Origin of the sequence: Pseudomonas sp. B21-056 (assembly GCF_026016325.1) — a bacterium.
Classification (GTDB): Bacteria; Pseudomonadota; Gammaproteobacteria; order Pseudomonadales; family Pseudomonadaceae; genus Aquipseudomonas.
Genome location: NZ_CP087203.1, coordinates 4,231,058 through 4,248,005, shown reverse-complemented (window position 1 = coordinate 4,248,005; position 16,948 = coordinate 4,231,058). Strand labels below are relative to the sequence as shown.

General features: G+C 63.4%; 16 protein-coding genes. 4 read left to right on the top strand and 12 right to left on the bottom strand.

Features of this window, described 5'->3' with window-relative positions; translation table 11 throughout:
- Window positions 1-149: 149 nt before the first annotated feature.
- The gene (locus LOY67_RS18015) at window positions 150-1,556 is read right to left on the bottom strand and encodes a type VI secretion system Vgr family protein (protein WP_265063782.1); all 1,407 of its coding nucleotides are present in this window, start codon (window positions 1,554-1,556) and stop codon (window positions 150-152) included.
- A gap of 218 nt (window positions 1,557-1,774) precedes the next feature.
- On the opposite strand from LOY67_RS18015, the gene LOY67_RS18010 reads away from it, so the two are divergent.
- Window positions 1,775-2,479, top strand: coding sequence for a YebC/PmpR family DNA-binding transcriptional regulator (locus LOY67_RS18010; RefSeq protein WP_047703746.1), 705 nt, complete (start codon window positions 1,775-1,777; stop codon window positions 2,477-2,479).
- A gap of 210 nt (window positions 2,480-2,689) precedes the next feature.
- Here LOY67_RS18010 and LOY67_RS18005 read toward each other — a convergent pair whose 3' ends face one another.
- The 8 genes from LOY67_RS18005 to LOY67_RS17970 all read right to left on the bottom strand — a co-directional run bounded on the left by LOY67_RS18005 (window position 2,690) and on the right by LOY67_RS17970 (window position 11,045).
- Entirely contained in the window at window positions 2,690-4,015 is a 1,326-nt protein-coding gene (locus LOY67_RS18005; protein ID WP_265063781.1) for a leucine-rich repeat-containing protein kinase family protein, read from the bottom strand.
- 233 nt (window positions 4,016-4,248) lie between these two features.
- On the bottom strand, window positions 4,249-5,295 hold the full coding sequence (locus LOY67_RS18000; RefSeq protein WP_265063780.1) for an ABC transporter substrate-binding protein: 1,047 nt from the start codon (window positions 5,293-5,295) through the stop codon (window positions 4,249-4,251).
- 17 nt (window positions 5,296-5,312) lie between these two features.
- Entirely contained in the window at window positions 5,313-6,428 is a 1,116-nt protein-coding gene (locus LOY67_RS17995; RefSeq protein WP_265063779.1) for an NAD(P)/FAD-dependent oxidoreductase, read from the bottom strand.
- Window positions 6,425-7,780 (bottom strand): NAD(P)/FAD-dependent oxidoreductase, encoded by a 1,356-nt coding sequence (locus LOY67_RS17990; protein WP_265063778.1) that lies wholly within the window; start codon window positions 7,778-7,780, stop codon window positions 6,425-6,427. The genes LOY67_RS17995 and LOY67_RS17990 overlap by 4 nt, the downstream gene beginning before the upstream one ends.
- Window positions 7,781-8,054: 274 nt before the next feature.
- Window positions 8,055-8,345: a (2Fe-2S)-binding protein gene (locus LOY67_RS17985; protein ID WP_265063777.1), complete on the bottom strand. Its 291-nt coding sequence runs from the start codon at window positions 8,343-8,345 to the stop codon at window positions 8,055-8,057.
- Between the two features lie 7 nt (window positions 8,346-8,352).
- Entirely contained in the window at window positions 8,353-9,147 is a 795-nt protein-coding gene (locus LOY67_RS17980) for an ABC transporter permease (protein ID WP_024778323.1), read from the bottom strand.
- Between the two features lie 6 nt (window positions 9,148-9,153).
- Window positions 9,154-10,023, bottom strand: a complete 870-nt coding sequence (locus LOY67_RS17975) for an ABC transporter permease (RefSeq protein WP_265063776.1) — start codon at window positions 10,021-10,023, stop codon at window positions 9,154-9,156.
- Entirely contained in the window at window positions 10,020-11,045 is a 1,026-nt protein-coding gene (locus tag LOY67_RS17970; RefSeq protein ID WP_265063775.1) for an ABC transporter ATP-binding protein, read from the bottom strand. The genes LOY67_RS17975 and LOY67_RS17970 overlap by 4 nt, the downstream gene beginning before the upstream one ends.
- A 251-nt stretch (window positions 11,046-11,296) precedes the next feature.
- On the opposite strand from LOY67_RS17970, the gene LOY67_RS17965 reads away from it, so the two are divergent.
- Window positions 11,297-12,133: an IclR family transcriptional regulator gene (locus LOY67_RS17965; protein ID WP_265063774.1), complete on the top strand. Its 837-nt coding sequence runs from the start codon at window positions 11,297-11,299 to the stop codon at window positions 12,131-12,133.
- A 123-nt stretch (window positions 12,134-12,256) separates the two neighbouring features.
- Here the strand turns inward: LOY67_RS17965 and LOY67_RS17960 are convergent, their stop codons facing one another.
- Together LOY67_RS17960 and LOY67_RS17955 are read right to left on the bottom strand one after the other, a co-directional pair.
- Window positions 12,257-13,009, bottom strand: a complete 753-nt coding sequence (locus LOY67_RS17960; protein ID WP_265063773.1) for an anti-sigma factor family protein — start codon at window positions 13,007-13,009, stop codon at window positions 12,257-12,259.
- Window positions 13,006-13,512, bottom strand: a complete 507-nt coding sequence (locus LOY67_RS17955) for a sigma-70 family RNA polymerase sigma factor (RefSeq protein WP_265063772.1) — start codon at window positions 13,510-13,512, stop codon at window positions 13,006-13,008. The genes LOY67_RS17960 and LOY67_RS17955 overlap by 4 nt, the downstream gene beginning before the upstream one ends.
- Window positions 13,513-13,679: 167 nt before the next feature.
- On the opposite strand from LOY67_RS17955, the gene LOY67_RS17950 reads away from it, so the two are divergent.
- The gene (locus tag LOY67_RS17950; RefSeq protein WP_265063771.1) at window positions 13,680-14,774 is read left to right on the top strand and encodes a catalase family peroxidase; all 1,095 of its coding nucleotides are present in this window, start codon (window positions 13,680-13,682) and stop codon (window positions 14,772-14,774) included.
- On the top strand, window positions 14,771-15,313 hold the full coding sequence (locus LOY67_RS17945; protein ID WP_265063770.1) for a cytochrome b: 543 nt from the start codon (window positions 14,771-14,773) through the stop codon (window positions 15,311-15,313). The genes LOY67_RS17950 and LOY67_RS17945 overlap by 4 nt, the downstream gene beginning before the upstream one ends.
- A 152-nt stretch (window positions 15,314-15,465) precedes the next feature.
- Here the strand turns inward: LOY67_RS17945 and LOY67_RS17940 are convergent, their stop codons facing one another.
- On the bottom strand, window positions 15,466-16,617 hold the full coding sequence (locus LOY67_RS17940; protein ID WP_265063769.1) for a M14-type cytosolic carboxypeptidase: 1,152 nt from the start codon (window positions 16,615-16,617) through the stop codon (window positions 15,466-15,468).
- Window positions 16,618-16,948: the final 331 nt, after the last annotated feature.

Below are 16,948 nucleotides of genomic sequence, written 5' to 3'. Positions count from 1 at the left end.
ATCTCCAACCATCAGGGTAAAGCGCCGTCTTGTGCGGCGTTGTGATGCTACTGTAAGCCCGTTTCGCTGGGTTTGCATGAGTCAGATCAGGTTTTGTCCAAACGCACCCGGTTTGCGGTCGCAGGCCAACCGGGTCGCTAATCACGACCTCAGGGTGTTGTGTCGGGAGGGTTCAGGAGCCAGTCGAACAGCAACCTCACGTCCTGGTTGCCCGGCGCCGGTTTTGGCGACGCAGCGACCGGTCCGCCGCCTCTATCGATACCCCCCGGGCACAGCACCGGCCGGTCGGGATCACCGTCGAGAAAACTCACCAGCACCTCGCTGCCGGCCATCAGGCGCGGACTGTCGTGGAGGCTCAAGCGCGACATGGGCAAAGGGATGCCTTCGTCATCCGGGCTCCACAAGCTGACACGGACCTGACCCTGCTCGTCGAGCGCCGCCGGTTGCCCGGCAGGACCGAGTACATGGGCCACGTGATAGCCGGGGATGCTGGGCCTGGGATGCTTGAGGGCGGGCCTGAACACGGTGGACCAGGGGATGGCCGAGAACCTGTTTCGATAGTCCCGGGCCGACGACGCGGGCGGCTGATTCGTTTCGAGGATGGAAAACTGTCGCCCGCGATGTTGGACCTCGGTGACCAGCCACTGATCGTTGAACGTCGAGACCGGGTGTTCGCCGATCTGCACGATGTGGCCGCTGCGCAGGGCCGGTTGAGTGCTGTGGCCGTGGATTTCCCGTTGCCGGCAGCGCAAGCGTTCCAGGTTCCGGCGCCCGACCTGATAGGCGTGGGCCAATGCTGGACTGCTGCGCATCGCCTCGTGATCGGCGCTATTGAACCCATGATTCGCCGCGCCGGCCTCGGCGGGTATCATTGCCCGGTCGGCGAAGCGAGCAGACAAGGGAGGCGTCGTCGGATGGTGACGCTGATACAGCCGCTCGATGGCCGGTTGTTCGCCGGTGTCCGTACGCAGCGTCAGCTCGACCGCCCGCGCCGGGAAGCTCTTCGGATCCTCCGCGAACACCAGGACATGGTCGGATGGGGTGTGTTCGAAGTGGTAATGAATGCCCTCCTGCTCGCATAACCGCTGCAACAGCTCCAGGTCGCTTTCTTCGTACTGGATGCAGAACGGGCGGCACGGGTACTGGCCGTGGGGCAGTTCGAAGCGGTAGCTATGGACGGGCACCGTGTTGTCTTCCAGCAGGCGTTGCAGCACCTGCACGACGCTGAGCTGATGGAAAACCCGTCGTTTCGGGCCATGTTCCAGGCGCTGGAGATGGGGGACCAGCGTCAGGCGATAGCCGATACGGTGCGGTGCGTGGGCGCTCAGGCTGACGCTGTGGACGATGCCATGCACACCGGACTCACCGTCCAGGCGCAGGAACGCCGGTTGCCCGAGCAGCGTGTCGGGATTGATCGGCGGCGCGAGGCCGATCAGTTCGAGGTCGAAGCGGTAGGGCTGGTTGAGGGCCTCCCTGCCGCTGAACCGCAGCACTTGCAGGCGCAAGTCGCTTTGCGTGAGTGTCAGGCTGAAGGGGCTTTCCGTGTCGTTGCGCATCGCGGTGCTTACTTGAAGGGAAGAAGGCGCGAGGGTACGAAACCGCGGGACGAAACGGTGCTCCCGAATCGCTATTTCGGAAACTGCCTACAGCATGTTGTGAAAATGTCGATTCGCCGGGGCGCATTTTTTGGTCGATCAGCCGGTTTAGGCCGTATAAACTTGCGCCACAGCGCCGGCCGGCAGATGTCTTGGCGCGTCAGACAAGAGAGTGAGTGATGGGCGCACAGTGGAAGGTTAAACACAAAGAGGCGGCTGCCAACGCCAAGGGCAAGATCTTCGGCAAGCTGGTGAAGGAAATCACCATTGCCGCGCGCAACGGCGCCGATGTGGCGACCAATGCGCATCTGCGGCTGGTGGTCGAGCAGGCGAAGAAAGCCTCGATGCCCCGTGAGACCCTGGAACGCGCGATCAAGAAAGGTTCGGGCCAGCTCGGCGAAACCGTGCAGTACCACCGTGTGACCTACGAAGGGTTCGCGCCGCACCAGGTGCCGCTGATCGTTGAGTGTGTCACCGACAACATCAACCGTACCGTGGCCGAAATCCGCGTCGCGTTCCGCAAGGGCCAGTTGGGCGCTTCGGGGTCGGTGGCGTGGGACTTCAACCATGTCGGCATGATCGAGGCCGCCCCGGACAGCCCGGACGCCGATCCGGAAATGGCCGCCATCGAGGCCGGTGCCCAGGATTTCGAACCGGGCGAAGAGGGTGCGACGCTGTTCATCACCGATGCGGCCGACCTCGATGCCGTGCAGAAAGCGTTGCCGGCGCAGGGTTTTACGGTGTTGTCCGCCAAGCTGGGCTACCAGCCGAAAAACCCGGTCAGCGGCCTGACTGACGAGCAGATGGCCGAAGTCGAAGCATTCCTTGAAGGCCTCGATAACCACGATGATGTGCAGGATATGTTTGTCGGGTTGGCGGGTTAAAGGGATTCCCTAAAGAGCGAGATTGTCCTTTGTGGCGAGGGGATTTATCCCCGTTGGGTGTAGGAGCTGTCGAGCGAAGCGAGGCTGCGATCTTTTGATCTTTCGCTTGAGATTCAAGCGCCTGGGAAAAGATCGCAGCCTCGCTTTGCTCGACAGCTCCTACACCCAACGGGGATAGATCCTCTCGCCACAAGGGCAATCTGCGTTCGATCAACCGGTGGTCAATCTGCCGGCCAATACCCCTTCAATCTCCTCAAACCCCGGCCGTGCCAGCACGTCTGGCTGGCAGCAACGGGCCTGCAACGCCTGTAGCGTCGCAAGCTCCACTTCATCGCCCCTTGGCTCGATCCGCGCCAGCAACTCCCCCAGCAGAATCCCGAAGGCCCGCACTTCGATGCGTTGCAGTGCGCGGGTTTGTGGGGTGTCTGCGAGGGTGTGGAAAGATGCCGCGCCAAAATCCCCCAGCAGGCAATGACCCTGGTCGTTGTAGAGGATGTTGTGTCCGTACAGATCCCCGTGGGTAATGCCCTGGCGGTGCAGGTGTGCCGCCACCGAGGCGATGCCCCGGGCGATACGCAAGGCCACGGCGGCGCTCAAGCGCAGCGTGTCGGCATACACGTCGCGGGTGCAGGAGGCCAGGCTCGGCAGGCCAGCCAGGTTCCGATAACTGGGCTCGATCAGCGCCATGACCAGCCCGGCCTGCGCTTCGGGATGCCCGGCGATCTGGCCCAACACTTCAATCAGGTTCGGATGTCGGCCAGCAGTGATACAGGCATGCATTTCATGCAAGGGAGAGCCGTCGCTGGTCATCTCGCCCTTGTACATCTTCACCGCGACGTTTCGTGCCGGTTGGCCTGCCGGTTGCCACAGCGCCTGGTGAATCACCCCCGAAGCCCCTTCGCCCAATGGTTGTTGCAGGGTCAGTTCCGACCAGTCGATGGGGGTTGTGCTGTGCAGCGCGGCGGCGTCGGCCTGGGTTTCCGGTGGATTGCCGGCGTAGGCGAGCCAACTGAGGCTGGGCAGTTCCAGCAGCCATTGCGGCAGATCGACCAATTGATTGGCGGCGATGCGCAGCAGCTCGAGTCGGTGACACCGGGCCAGGCTGGCGGGTAATTGCTGCAAACGGTTGCCGGCCAGCATCAGTTTTTGCAGATGTGGACGTTGCCCCAGTTCCTCCGGCAACTGGCTGATGCGGTTGTCCGTCAGGATCAGCCAGCGCAGCAGCGGCGGCAGGGCCGCGGCGGGGACACGCTCGATGCGGTTGGCCTTGAAACCGACCATGGTCAACGCGGCGCAACGGCCCAGGCATGCGGGCAGTTCAGTGAAGCGATTGTCCGAGCAGAACAGCACCCGCAGCCGGGTCAGCCGATGCAAGTCATCGGGCAGGGTTTCCAACTGGTTGCCGCTGAGGTTGAGGACCTCGAGGGAGTCCGCCAGGTCGAAGATTTCCCGGGGAAACTGCGTCAGGTCGCAGGCCAGGTCCAACCGGCTGATGCCCGACAGTTGGCCGGCGCGGAGTTGGGCGAGGATGTTCATGGGAGGGTGGCACCGTTTATCAAGAAAAGTTCGATGCCACCTAGTTTGTTACAAAACCCTGTGGCGAGGGGATTTAGCGAAACGTCGCACCGCCCCGCTGGGCTGCGCAGCAGCCCCAACGCAGTCGCCCCCAACTGCCTGACTCACCGGCTTGCATGGTTTAGGGCTGCTACGCAGCCCAACGGGGCGGTGCGACGTTTCGCTAAATCCCCTCGCCACAAAAGCTGGTTCGGCTAGCGCTCGATATTGCGGCTCCAACGCGCATTCCACGCCGGACGCTGTTCATTGACCTGGTCCCAGTCCACTGCAATCGCCGTTGCCAGGTATTGCTTCATGGCTTCCACCTGGCCGCGGGTCTTGTCGGTGGTCGGGGTGTTGGGGTTGGACGGGATCTGGTCGCCTTCCTCCAGGGCAATGGCCTGGGCTTCAGGCGTCAGCAGGAAAGCGGCGAGCTTCTGCGCCAGCTCAGGTTGGGTGTTGTGGGCGATGGCGCACTCCGCGACGTTGAGCACCACGGCGCCTTCCTTCGGTTGCGCATATTCAACAGGCATGCCCTTGAGTTTCAGCGCGGTCACCTGGGTCGGCGTCAGCGGGAACAGCGCGGCTTCGTCGGTCTGCAGCATTTCGGAAATCTTCGCCGAGCTGGGGATGTATTCCAGCACGTTGCGCCCGACGGTGTTCGGCCAGGCCTTGAAGCCCGGCTCGACGTTGGTCTCGCTGCCACCCTGGATCCGGTTGAACATCAGGAAACCGTGCAGGCCGAAGGTGGACGAGGCCACCGACTGGAACACCAGTTTGTCCTTGAAGCGCGGATCGGCCATGTCCATCCATGACGTCGGCGCGCTCCAGCCTTTTTCCTTGAACAGGCGCGTGTTGTAGGCGAGCCCCGTCACACCCAGGCTGACGGCCACGGCCTGATCCTTGATACGGCCCTTGGCGGGGATTTGCGCCAGGGTCGGGCTGTCTTCGAGCTTGTCGCAAAGCCCCATGGAAATGGCGCGGTACATGATGCCGTCATCCAGGAACATGACGTGCATCTGTGGGTTGTCTTTGCTGGCCTGTACTTTCGCCAGGATGTCCGCCGAGGTCCCGGGTACGATCACCACTTTGACGTTGTTGGCTTTCTCGAAGGCCGGCAAGACCTTGTCGGCATAGAGCCGCTCCATGGTGCCGCCGTTCATGCCCAGGTAAAGCGTCGGCTCGGCGTGTGCCTGGCCGGCGGCGAGCAATGCGCTCAAGCAGGAAAAACCCAGCAATGCAGTGCGTTTGACGTGATTCATGGCGCGACCTTCCTCTATCAAGAAACGGAGATGGAGTGAAACCGGGTGATGGAAAACGCATCCAGCGGCGTTTTCGATTCGCCGCAACAGATGATTTCGGTGAGCGCCTGGCCCACCGCCGGGCCGATCTGAAAGCCCGCTCCGGCAAAGCCGAACGCATGCAACAGGCCGGGTTGGGTGCTGCTGTGCCCGATCACCGGCTGGCGATCGGGCAGGTAACCTTCGGTGCCGCTCCAGGTACGAATCGCCTGGGCGCCCTCCAGGAACGGGTAGAGCTCGACCGCCTGGCGCAGGATTTCGACCACGGCATTCTGGCCGGGCCGGGCGCGAGCGTCGTCGAGGGCGAAACCCTGGCCGCCGCCCAGCACGCAGTTGCCGCGGGCAACCTGGCGCGCATAGATCCCGCCGCCTTCCACGCCGGTGCTGGCATCCATCACCAACGGCAACGGCTCGGTGACCAGCATCGCCGGGTGCCCGGCGTGCATGGGCACGGCTTCGTCGAACTGTGCGGCGAAATGGCTGGCCCAGGCGCCGGCGCAGTTCAGCAGCCAGGGGGCGCGGAGCACCAGGCCCGTTTCGCTACGCACGGTAAAGCGCTGGCCGTCGTGCTCCACAAGGCTGACAGGGCATTGTTCATGAACCTGAGCGCCATGCCGGCGCGCGGCTTGGGCAAAGGCCGGGGACACCAGTCGTGGATTGGCGTGGCCGTCATCCGGGCAAAGAGAGGCGCCGACTGCGACCGCGCCGACCCAGGGGAAACGTACGTGCAGCGCGTCGCGATCCAGCAGTTGCAGGTCGAGGCCGAAGCCCTGGCTGCTGGCGGCGTAGTCCTGCAATGCGCGCATGTCCTCGGCGCTGCGGGCCAGTTTCAGATGGCCGCTGCGCTGGTACTCACCGTCGATGCCGATCAGCTGGGGCAACTGGCTCCAGATTTCATGGGCGCGCTGCGACAGGGGCAGTTGGGACAATGGCCGCCCCTGGCGTCGCACACCGCCGTAGTTCACGCCGCTTGCGTGCGAGCCGCAGAAGTCCCGTTCCAGCAGGGCCACCCGACGCCCGGCCTTGCTCAGGAACAGCGCGGCCGACGAACCGACGATGCCACCACCGATGATCACCACATCGACTTCGATCATGGTTCGACCTCCAGGCCAAACGGTACCGGTTTGACCGGCGCCTGGGCGCGCAGGCGGCCGATGCCGCAAATGGGCCGTCCACTTTCGCTGGCGATGATTTCCGCCGCCGCGGCGCCACACATTCTTCCCTGGCAACGCCCCATGCCGACCCGGCAATGGGCCTTGACCCGGTTGATTTCCCAATGGCCTTCGCCGATCACCCGACGGATGTCGCCGACGCTGACTTCTTCGCAACGGCAAATCATCAGCTCGTCAGCCGCATCGGCGGCCCAGCTTTGCGGGAAGGCAAAGGCACGTTCCAGGCCTTGGCGGAAATGGCCGATGTGTTCGAGTTCTTTCTCCAATTGGGTGCAACGCTGCGGGTCGACCCGGTAACCGCTGTCCGCGAGCAAGGCCAGGGCGGCGCGTTCGCCGGCTTTTTCGGCGGCGTCGGCACCCATGATTCCTGCGCCGTCACCCGCGAGGTAGACACCGGCCACGCTGCTGCGGCCGGCGCTGTCCCGCTGGGGCAGCCAGGCGCGGTTGAGGGCGTTCCAGGTGAATTCGCAGCCCAGCAGGTCGGCCAGTTGGGTTTCGCTGCGCAAGCCGTGGGCGAAGGCCACCGCGTCGCAAGCGAGGGTCTGTTGGCCTTTTGCGTTGTGCCATTTCAACGATTGCACCCGGCGTTCACCGTCGATCCGCGACAGGCTCGCGCCTTGGTGCACGGCGACGCCGTGGGCGGTCAGCCAGCCCCGGTAATAGAGACCCTTGGCGAGCGTGACCGGTTGCGTCAGCAGGCCAGGCAGGGCGCGGGCCTGGGACTTCAGAGGGGAGCTGTCGAGCACGGCGACCACGTTGGCGCCGGCCTTGGCGTATTGATAGGCCACCAGATAAAGCAACGGGCCGCTGCCGGCGAACACCACCCGTTCACCGATGGCGCAGCCCTGGAACTTCAGGGCGATCTGCGCGGCGCCGAGGCTGTACACCCCCGGCAACGTCCAGCCCGGTACGGGCAGGATCCGGTCGGTGGCGCCTGTGGCAACGATCAGGTTCGAATATTCCAGCCGGGCGGCGCGCCCCTCATGCAGGGTGTCGAGCAGGCCGGCTTCGGCGTTCCACACCAGCGTGTCGGGGCGATAGTCTAGCTGCTCGCGCAGTTCGTCGATGGTCTGGTGGATCGAGTTGGCTTTATGCGCTTCGAAGCCATACAGCTTGGCGGGCGAGCGCTTGAAATTGGCCGGCTGCCGCCGATAGATCTGCCCGCCACCGCGCTGGGCTTCATCCAGCAGGACAGGGTACACGCCGTGGGCGACCAGGGTCTGGGCGGCACGGATCCCGGCGGGGCCAGCGCCGATGATGGCGATTGGTTTCATGACGGCCTCATCGACAGGCGCGGGGGATGGGTGGCGCTGTTGAAGCCGCCATCGCGAGCAGGCTCGCTCCCACAGTTGATCGGTGATGAACGCCGATTCTGTGACCACCGCAACTCCCCTGTGGGAGCAAGCCTGTTCCCACAGTTGATCGGTGGTGAACGCCGATTCCGTGACCGACACAGAACCCCTGTGGGAGCGAGCCTGCTCGCGATAGCGATGGTCCAGGCAGCGACGATGGCAGCAGGCAGGTCGCTCCCACAGGGAATTGAGCTGTTCATAGCTGGCGCCCCGGTTCGCGGGTGATCTGCTGGCCGGCTTCGAGCAGGGTGGCGCAGGCGCGGACGCGGCGGCCGTCGCCGAGGCGGACCCAGCAGTCCTGGCAGGCGCCCATCAGGCAGAATCCCGCCCGGGGTTCTGCGCTGAAATCGCTGCCGCGCAGGTGGTCGCCGCAGGTCAGCACGGCGGTCAGCAGCGTATCGCCCAACAGGCCGGAGGCCGGCTGGCCGTCGAGGGTAAAATCCAGGGCCGGGCGGTCGCCTTCGGCCAGTCGTTTCAGCAGCGCCATGGTGCCCTCACTGTTTGCCCACCAGAACCCGATCCAGGCCATAGACCCGGTCGAGCAGAATCATGGTCAGTGCGGTGAGCGCAATGACCAGTGCCGACACCGCCGCCATCATCGGGTCGATGGATTCGGTGGCGTACACATACATGCGCACCGGCAGGGTTTGCGTCGCCGGTGACGTGACAAAGATCGACAGCGTGACTTCATCGAAACTGTTGATGAACGCCAGCAACCAGCCCCCGGCCACCCCCGGCAGGATCATCGGCAGGGTGATCTGCCGGAACAGCGTGAAGCGCCCGGCCCCCAGCGATTGCGCAGCCTGTTCGGCGCTGCGGTCCAGGCCGATGGCCGATGCCAGCACCAGGCGCAACACATACGGGGTGATGACCAGAACGTGGGCGAAGATCAGCCAGGTGAAGTTGCCGTTCACCCCCATCAGCGCAAACAGCCGCAGCAGCGCCACCCCCAGCACCAGGTGCGGAATGATGATCGGCGACAGGAACAGGCCGTTGAAGAAATCCCGGCCGGGAAACTCGAGGCGGGTGATTGCCAGCGCTGCCGGCACCGCGATCAACGTCGCCAGCGAGGCCGCGCAGAACGCCAGGGCCAGGCTGTTGTAGAACGCATCGACGAAATCCGCGCGCTCGAACACGGCGCGGAACCAGCGCAGGGAGAATTCCGTGGTCGGCAGGCTCAGGGTGTTTTCCGGCGTGAAGGCGACGAGACAGACCACCACCAGCGGCGCCAGCATGAACACCACGACCAAGGCATGAAACAACAAGGCGAAAGGACCGTTCCTGGACATGGCTAATTACCCCAATGACTTCTTGTAGCGGCCTTCGATCATGCGGTTCCACGACAGCATGATCAGCAGGTTGAGCAGCAACAGCGCGATGGCGATGGCCGCGCCCATGGGCCAGTTGAGTTCCGACAGGTACTGGTCGTAGATCAGCGTGGCGACCATCTTCAATCGACGTCCGCCGAGCAGGCCGGGAATGGCGAAGGAGCTGGCGGCCAGGCCGAACACGATCAGGGTGCCGGACAGCACGCCGGGCATGATCTGCGGCAGCACGACCTTGCGGATCACCGTGAACTGGCTGGCCCCCAGGGACAACGCGGCCTGTTCCGCGGCCGGGTCGAGTTTCTGCAATGAGGTCCAGACCGGAATGATCATGAACGGCAGCATCACGTGGACCAGGGCAATGACCACGGCGAACGGCGTGTACAAAAGCTTCATCGGCGCGCCACCGAACGCTTGCAGCGTCTGGTTGACCAAGCCGTCGGCGCCCAGCAGCAGGCTCCAGCCGAAGGCCCGCACCACCACCGAAATCAGCAGCGGGGTGAGAATCAGGATCAGGAAAATCGAGCGCCATGGCGCGCCCATGCGGCTGAGCACGTATGCCTCGGGCACGCCGATCAGCACGCACAAAACCGTGGTCAAGGCGCTGATCCAGAAGGTCCGCAAGAAGATCTCGTAGAAATACGAATCGCCCAGCAGGCTGATGTAGTGATCGAGGGTGTACGCGTGGCTGTCGATGCCCGACCCGTAGTCGAAGACGTTGAACGACAGCGCCAGGGTCAGGCCCAGGGGAATCACCAGCAAACCCAGGTACAGGGCCAGGGCCGGTGCGGACATCAGGTAGCCTTGGCGGCCCCGGCGCATTCCGTCCAGCAGCTTCATGCCGGCACCTCATCGACACTCAGCACCCGCAGCAGTGCCGGATCCCAGTCCAGGCCCACCGCCGTGCCTTCGGCCATCGGCGCGCTGCCGTCATTTCGACGGACCACGCAGAGTTCGCCCAGGCCGGTCGAGACGCCATACAACCATTGGCTGCCGAGGAAGAAGCGGCTGACAATCATGCCTTGCAGGCGGCCCGCGCCGGCGGCGCACAGGTCGATCTTTTCCGGGCGCAGGCTCAGGGTCAGTTCGCCCCGGCCCGGCTGACAGGCTTGGACGACACCGGCGCTGTCGCGTTCGCCGGGCAGCAGGTTGGCCTTGCCGACGAAGCCGGAAATGAAGGTGGTGCGCGGGTGTTCGTACAGGGTGTAGGGCGTATCGATCTGGGTGATGCGTCCGGCTTGCATCACCACGACGCGGTCACTGATGGACAGCGCTTCGGACTGGTCGTGGGTGACCATCAATGTGGTGATGCCGACTTCGCGCTGGATGCGGCGGATTTCGAATTGCATCTCTTCGCGCAGGTTGGCGTCGAGGTTGGACAGCGGCTCGTCGAGCAACAGCACCGGCGGTTCGATCACCAGCGCCCGGGCCAGTGCCACGCGCTGACGCTGGCCGCCGGAGAGTTCCCGGGGATAGCGCTCGGCATGCCGGTCCAGGCGCACCAGCTTGAGCACCCGGTCCACCCGAAGCTGGAGTTCGCTGGCAGGTACCTTGCGCATGCGCAGGCCGAAGGCGACGTTGTCGCGGACGGTCATGTGAGGGAACAACGCATAACTCTGGAACACAACGCCCAGGCCACGGCTGGCGGGTTTGGCGTGGGTGATGTCGCGGCCGTCCAGCAGGATGTGCCCGCTGCTGACTTCAACGAAGCCGGCGATCATTTGCAGGGTGGTGGTCTTGCCGCAACCGGAAGGGCCCAGCAGCGAGACGAACTCGCCCTTTTCTACCGCGAGGTTGGTGGCGACCACGGCGTCAATGTCGCCGTAACGTTTACTCAAGTCTTCAAGTTGCACGAAAGCCATGACTGCGCTCCACCTGAAATTGTTATGCATCGCCGTGAGGCGCGCTTTTTTGTAAGGGCAGATACGAAGGGGTGAAGCAGAACAGTCGGTGCGTTGGCGCTCGATCTGGATCGGCTGCCGCTGTTGTTCGAATCGCCCCTGTATGGACGCAGAGTAGGACGAAGAATAGGATGGGCTCAATGGCCTATTTCACTGAGGCGATGACTATTTTCAGTTTCATTCGGTCAGTGAATTGATGAGTAGAAAATTGAATGGTTGATTTCACTGATCGGAATATTGAAAAAAACGAAGTCGGGGTTGGCGCCGTCTCCCGGTTGTTCGCCGTGTTGCGCAGCCTGGGCGACACTGCCGAAGACGGGGAGCGGGTGACGCAACTGGCCCAGCGCATCGGCCTGTCCCAGCCGACCACCCATCGCCTGCTGCGCAGCCTGATGGACGAGGGCATGGTCGAGCAGGATGGGCGCAGCAAACGCTATCGCCTGAGCCTGGACTTCTTTGCCCTGGCCGCCCGCGCCGGGAACACCGGCAACCTGCGTGAACTGGCGCGACCGGCCATGCTGCGGCTGTCGGCGTCCCTGGGGGACTCGTTGTTCCTGCTGGCGCGCAGCGGCTTCGATGCGATCTGCCTGGACCGCAGCGAAGGGCCGTTCCCGATCCGCACCTTTACCGGTGACATTGGCGGGCGAGTGGCGTTGGGCGTGGGGCAGGGCAGCCTGGCGATCCTGGCGTTCCTGTCGGAAGAGGAGCGCGACACGGTGATTCATTACAACCTGCCGCGGCTCAAGGATTTTCATCTGTACGACGAAGTGTTCCTGCGCTCGGAGGTGGAGAACGTGCGCAGCCTGGGCTACGCCGGACGCAACACCGGCGTGTTGCAGGGGATGGCGGGGGTGGCGGTGCCGATCCTGGATCGCGGCGGCCGTGCCGTGGCGGCCTTGAGCGTGGCGACCATCAGCGACCGCCTGGGCCCGGATCGCCTGCCGACGGTGGTGGAGATGCTCAAGCGCGAGGCGGCCCTGATCGGCCCACGGATCAACCCGTTCGACCCGCTGCTGCGCCGGCCTTCGCAGGTGTTTGGGCAGGGCTGAAAATATCCCGTATCCCTTGTGGGAGCGAGCCTGCTCGCGATGGCGGTAGGTCAGTCAGCAAGGTGTTGACTGATCCACCGCCATCGCGAGCAGGCTCGCTCCCACAGGGGAGGGCGGTGGTAGTCAGAAGTCCAGGGTCTGCTTGAGCTTTTGGGCAGCCGGCATGTCACTGGGGATGACCACCGCATAGTTGTACCCCGGCCCGGACCAGTATTCGGCCTGCAGTTCGCCGTCGCGCCGGCTGCCACGGGGCAGCAGGAAATTCCTGGGGCCCGGTGGACGCACGTAGAAGCTGATCTTCTGACCGCTTTCGTCCTGGTAGACGATCATCGCCGCCGCGCCTTGCTCGGTGCTGAGCAACCGGCCGCTGACCGGTTTGAAGCCGGCACCGGAAAGATCCGGCAGGCGATTGACGTGGCTGAAGTAACGGTCGAGCCAGCCTTGCATGCTGCTTTCGTCACCGCTCTGGTAATCCGCCGGCAGGATGCCTTGCTGGGCAAACAGCCGATAGGCCTGTAGGGCGTCGGCCATGGGTTGGGCGGCGCTGAGGAGGGTCATTTGACGGGCCTGCCAGCCACCGACCCCCCCCACGCTGACGGCCAGCAACAGCATCGCGGCGCTGGCCAGGTGTCGGCGTGATCGCTGTTTCAGCCGTTGGCGGATCAACGCCGGGTCGAGATCCGGATTGGCCGGTTGCTGCAAGGCGCCACTCAGGGCGGTGCGCAGGCGCAGCGCGTCCTGTTGCCAGGCCCGGACCCGGGCGGCGACGTCGGGGTGGCTGCCGAGGTAGGTGTCCATCAGGTGCTGGTCGGCTTCGCTCAATTGGCGATCGACGTAGGCGTGCAGGTCACGGTCGCTGGGGGGCATGCTGATCATTTGAGTATCCGCAGGGTGGGGCGGGTGATTTCGCCTTCGCTGAGTTGGCGCAAAGCCTGGCGGGCGCGAGACAGGCGTGACATCACGGTGCCGGTCGGTACGCCGAGGATGTCGGCGACTTGCTGGTAGCTCAAGCCTTCCACCGACACCCACAGCAACAGGGCTCGCTGCTCGGTGGTGAGTTGGTCGAAAGCCTGGAGGGACGACTGGGCGATCACGCTGCGCTCGGCCGAGGGGTGCGTCTCGTCGCGGCCGGTGAAAAACTCCAGCATGCGGGCATAGCGTCGGGAACGGCGGTGGGCATCGAGAAATTGCCGGTAAAGGATGGAAAACAGCCAGGCGCGCAGATCACCGTCCGCACGCTTGTCGTTCCATTTGGACAGCGCCCGCTCCAGGCACGTCTGCACCAGGTCGTCGGCATTGCTCGGATTGCGCGTCAGCGACACGGCAAATCGCCGTAGCCGGGGGATGAGCAGGCGCAACTGGTCGTCGAGTTCGTTCATGGGCGTTTGGCGTCCGGTGAGCCGTCGCTGAGTGAGACTGGAAAGACGGTCCCCGAACGAGATTATTCCAGCGCAGGAAAAATAAATACGAGGCATGGGAATAAAACCATCGGGCCTTCGTCTGACGGGTCCTTTCCTCAAATGGCCTTGAGCCTTGGAGCTTCGTCATGGTTGACCCTTCTTCTTCACCTGGCCCCGCGTCGGGTCGGCCGCCGCTGAGTGCCGCCAGCCTGACACTGCGCCTGGGTGGCATTGCGGTGATTGTTGCCGCACTGGCCGGGGCGTTTGCCTACGTCAATGGCAGCCTTGACCCACAACGCCTGACGCCCAAAGCACTGGTCAATGTGCTGGAAAAGAACAATGGCGTTCATCCGGGCTTCCGGCGCAATCACTCGAAGGGAGTCTGTGTCGCCGGTTATTTCGAAAGCAGCGGCGAGGCGCGTGTCTATTCCAGTGCCCAGGTGTTCGTCGACGCACGAACACCTGTCGTCGGGCGTTTTGCCTTGCCCAGCGGTAACCCTTACGCGCCGGACGGCAGCGTACCGATCCGCAGCCTGGCGCTGCGCTTCACCCAGGCCAACGGCCAGCAATGGCGTACCGGCATGAACAGCATGCCGGTGTTCCCGGTGGGCACGCCTGAGGCGTTCTACCAGTTTCAGCAGGCCCAGTCACCGGATCCCGTCACGGGGAAACCAAACCCGACAGCGGTGCCGGCGTTCTTTGCCGCTCACCCGGAAACCGTGCCGTTCCTGCAATGGATCAAGACCGCCAAGCCGTCGGCCAGCTATGCCACCGAAACCTACAACGGCATCAATGCGTTTTATCTGGTCAATCCGGCCGGGCAACGTCAGGCGGTGCGCTGGGGCGTGGTCCCGCTGACCGCGGACGCGGCGGATGCGACGCCCGCCCAGGGCGCCGATTTCCTCGAGCAGGACCTGACCCAGCGTCTCGCCGTCGGGCCGTTGCGCTGGCGGTTGAACATCACCCTGGCCAATCCTGGCGATCCGGTGAATGACGCCAGCAAGGCCTGGCCCACCGATCGCAAGGTGCTCAATGCCGGCACGCTGGTGCTGGAGAGTACCCAGGCGCAAGACAACGGCGAATGCCGTGACATCAACTATGACCCGCTGATCCTGCCCAGCGGTATCGAAGGTTCCGAAGACCCGCTGCTGGCCGCACGTTCCGCCGCGTATGCCAGTTCCTATCTGCGACGTACCAGCGAAGTGAGCCAGTTGCCCGCCACCCAGGAGTCCCGCCCATGAGCGCCCCCCGTCACTTCGCACCACTGGCCCGACTGCTGCATTGGCTGATGGCCTTGATGATCATCGCCATGCTGTTCATCGGCGCGGGCATGGTGGCCTCGGTGTCCGAGCGTCACGAGTGGCTGCTCCAATTGCACAAGCCCCTGGGCATTGCGATTCTGTTGCTGGTGATCGTGCGCCTGGCGGTGCGCTTTACCACGCGCCCACCGGCACTGCCGACGGATCTGCCGGGCTGGCAGGTGCTGGCAGCGAAGGCCTCCCATGTCCTGTTGTACGTGTTGATGCTGGTCTTGCCGCTGTTGGGTTGGGCGATGATCTCGGCGGCGGGGGACCCGGTGATGCTCAGCAGCGCGCTGCAACTACCCTCGATCCTGCCGGCGGATGCACGGACGTTTGCGCTGCTACGCAAGGCCCACGGGTACCTGGCCTACCTGCTGTTCCTGACCGTGCTGGTGCATCTGGCGGCGGCACTGTTTCACGGCTGGGTGCGGCGGGATGAGGTATTGGACAGCATGTTGCGCGGTCGAGACCGAGCTTGAGTCCTGCCGGCCCCTGTAGGAGCTGCCGAGTGCAACGAAGCTGCGATCTTTCCCCTGGCAGTTGAGTCCAGAGAGAAAGATCAAGATCAAAGAATCGCAGGCTTCGCCAGCTCCTACAGACTCTCACACAGATTGATGATCAGGTCGCTGGATCAGCGCAATTCATCGACCATATCCGCCACCGTGCTCAGCACATCCTTACCCAGTTGCATCGAGCGCTTGCCGGACCAGCCGGTCTGCGGGTTCGGGTGGTCGTCGTGGTCCTTGAAGGGCATTTCCAGGGTCAGGGAAAGGCAGTCATATGTCTGGCCGACGGCGTTGCAGGCCAAGGTCATGTTCGCTTGGCCCGGTTCGTCCCGGGTGTAACCGTGAGTGGTCTGGAAGTCTTTGGTCTGGTGCTTGAGGTGGCTGCGAAAGCGTTCTTCGAGCTTGGCAATGCGTGGCGTATAGCCGGGGTTGCCTTCGCAACCAGCCGTGAATACATGGGGGATTTCCTCATCACCATGAACATCGAGGAACAGATCGACGCCGTACTTTTCCATTTGCTGTTGTACGAAAAATACCTCGGGGCTGATTTCCGGGCTTGCGTCCTGCCAGGCACGATTGAGGTCCTGGCCCATGGCGTTGGTACGCAGATGCCCATGGAATGCGCCGTCCGGGTTCATGTTCGGCACCAGATACAGGTCGGCCTTGGCCAGCAGCCGGTTCAGTTGGGCGTCGTGCTGATCCTGCAGACGTTCGATCACGCCCTCCATGAACCACTCGGCCATGTGCTCGCCGGGGTGCTGCTGGGCGATGATCCAGACCTTGCGTCGGCCCTCGGCACCGCTGCCCTTGCGCAGTAACTGGATATCACGTCCCTCGACGCTTTTACCGGTGGCCAGCAGCTCGGTTCCGGCCTTGTGCTGCGCCTGCTCGATCAGCCAGTCATGGCGGCCACGGCTGTAGGGCTCAAAATAGGCAAACCAGGCGTGAGGCTGTTCGGCTTCCAGGTAAAAACGCAGGGAGTCGCCTTCGAATTGAGTGGGAACGCGGAACCAGTTGACGTGATCGTAGGAGGCGACGGTCTGGTAACCCGTCCAGGCCTTGTTATAGGACGATTGACTGGCGTTGAGCAGGCGGAAGGAATATTCCTGGCCGACGTGCAGGCCGCTGGCCTTGAAGTGAAACCACTGGAAGTGGGCGCTGCGGGTGTCGGGACGGATTTTCAGCAGCGATTGCAACGGGTTGCTGATGTCCACGACCTGGATATTGCCGCTGTCGAAATTGGCGCTGATATCAAAAGACGATTTAGCCACGGTCACGATTCCTTGAGAAGATTTCCATGGCCGTTACTTTACACGCAAGAAAGGAAAAGTCGGGACGATTTGCGTCACAAACAGGGGGCGTCCTCCCTGGACGCAGAAGCAGCTTAGAGAGTCCGCATCCGATTCTCAAGTGCTGGCTGTCGGTAGTTTCTGCCGGTAGGGCAGGGTTTTGCTAAACGGACAATTGTCGCCGCCACCGAATCAATGACACCCCATCAAGGACTTCATTAATCTGAAGCCCAACGCCGAAAAAACGACAAAAAAAGACCCGGCAAAGTGCCGGGTCAAAAACCGTGATTAGCCTGATGAGGAGATACTCCAGAAGTCC

Excerpts from the sequence above, each read along its gene's own strand:
- LOY67_RS17990 (WP_265063778.1), bottom strand. The coding sequence starts at position 7,780 with ATGAAACCAATCGCCATCATCGGCGCTGGCCCCGCCGGGATCCGTGCC.
- LOY67_RS18010 (WP_047703746.1), top strand. The coding sequence starts at position 1,775 with ATGGGCGCACAGTGGAAGGTTAAACACAAAGAGGCGGCTGCCAACGCC.
- LOY67_RS17975 (WP_265063776.1), bottom strand. The coding sequence starts at position 10,023 with ATGAAGCTGCTGGACGGAATGCGCCGGGGCCGCCAAGGCTACCTGATG.
- LOY67_RS18000 (WP_265063780.1), bottom strand. The coding sequence starts at position 5,295 with ATGAATCACGTCAAACGCACTGCATTGCTGGGTTTTTCCTGCTTGAGC.
- LOY67_RS18015 (WP_265063782.1), bottom strand. The coding sequence starts at position 1,556 with ATGCGCAACGACACGGAAAGCCCCTTCAGCCTGACACTCACGCAAAGC.
- LOY67_RS17980 (WP_024778323.1), bottom strand. The coding sequence starts at position 9,147 with ATGTCCAGGAACGGTCCTTTCGCCTTGTTGTTTCATGCCTTGGTCGTG.
- LOY67_RS17955 (WP_265063772.1), bottom strand. The coding sequence starts at position 13,512 with ATGAACGAACTCGACGACCAGTTGCGCCTGCTCATCCCCCGGCTACGG.
- LOY67_RS17950 (WP_265063771.1), top strand. The coding sequence starts at position 13,680 with ATGGTTGACCCTTCTTCTTCACCTGGCCCCGCGTCGGGTCGGCCGCCG.
- LOY67_RS18005 (WP_265063781.1), bottom strand. The coding sequence starts at position 4,015 with ATGAACATCCTCGCCCAACTCCGCGCCGGCCAACTGTCGGGCATCAGC.
- LOY67_RS17985 (WP_265063777.1), bottom strand. The coding sequence starts at position 8,345 with ATGGCGCTGCTGAAACGACTGGCCGAAGGCGACCGCCCGGCCCTGGAT.
- LOY67_RS17960 (WP_265063773.1), bottom strand. The coding sequence starts at position 13,009 with ATGATCAGCATGCCCCCCAGCGACCGTGACCTGCACGCCTACGTCGAT.
- LOY67_RS17965 (WP_265063774.1), top strand. The coding sequence starts at position 11,297 with ATGGTTGATTTCACTGATCGGAATATTGAAAAAAACGAAGTCGGGGTT.
- LOY67_RS17970 (WP_265063775.1), bottom strand. The coding sequence starts at position 11,045 with ATGGCTTTCGTGCAACTTGAAGACTTGAGTAAACGTTACGGCGACATT.
- LOY67_RS17945 (WP_265063770.1), top strand. The coding sequence starts at position 14,771 with ATGAGCGCCCCCCGTCACTTCGCACCACTGGCCCGACTGCTGCATTGG.
- LOY67_RS17995 (WP_265063779.1), bottom strand. The coding sequence starts at position 6,428 with ATGATCGAAGTCGATGTGGTGATCATCGGTGGTGGCATCGTCGGTTCG.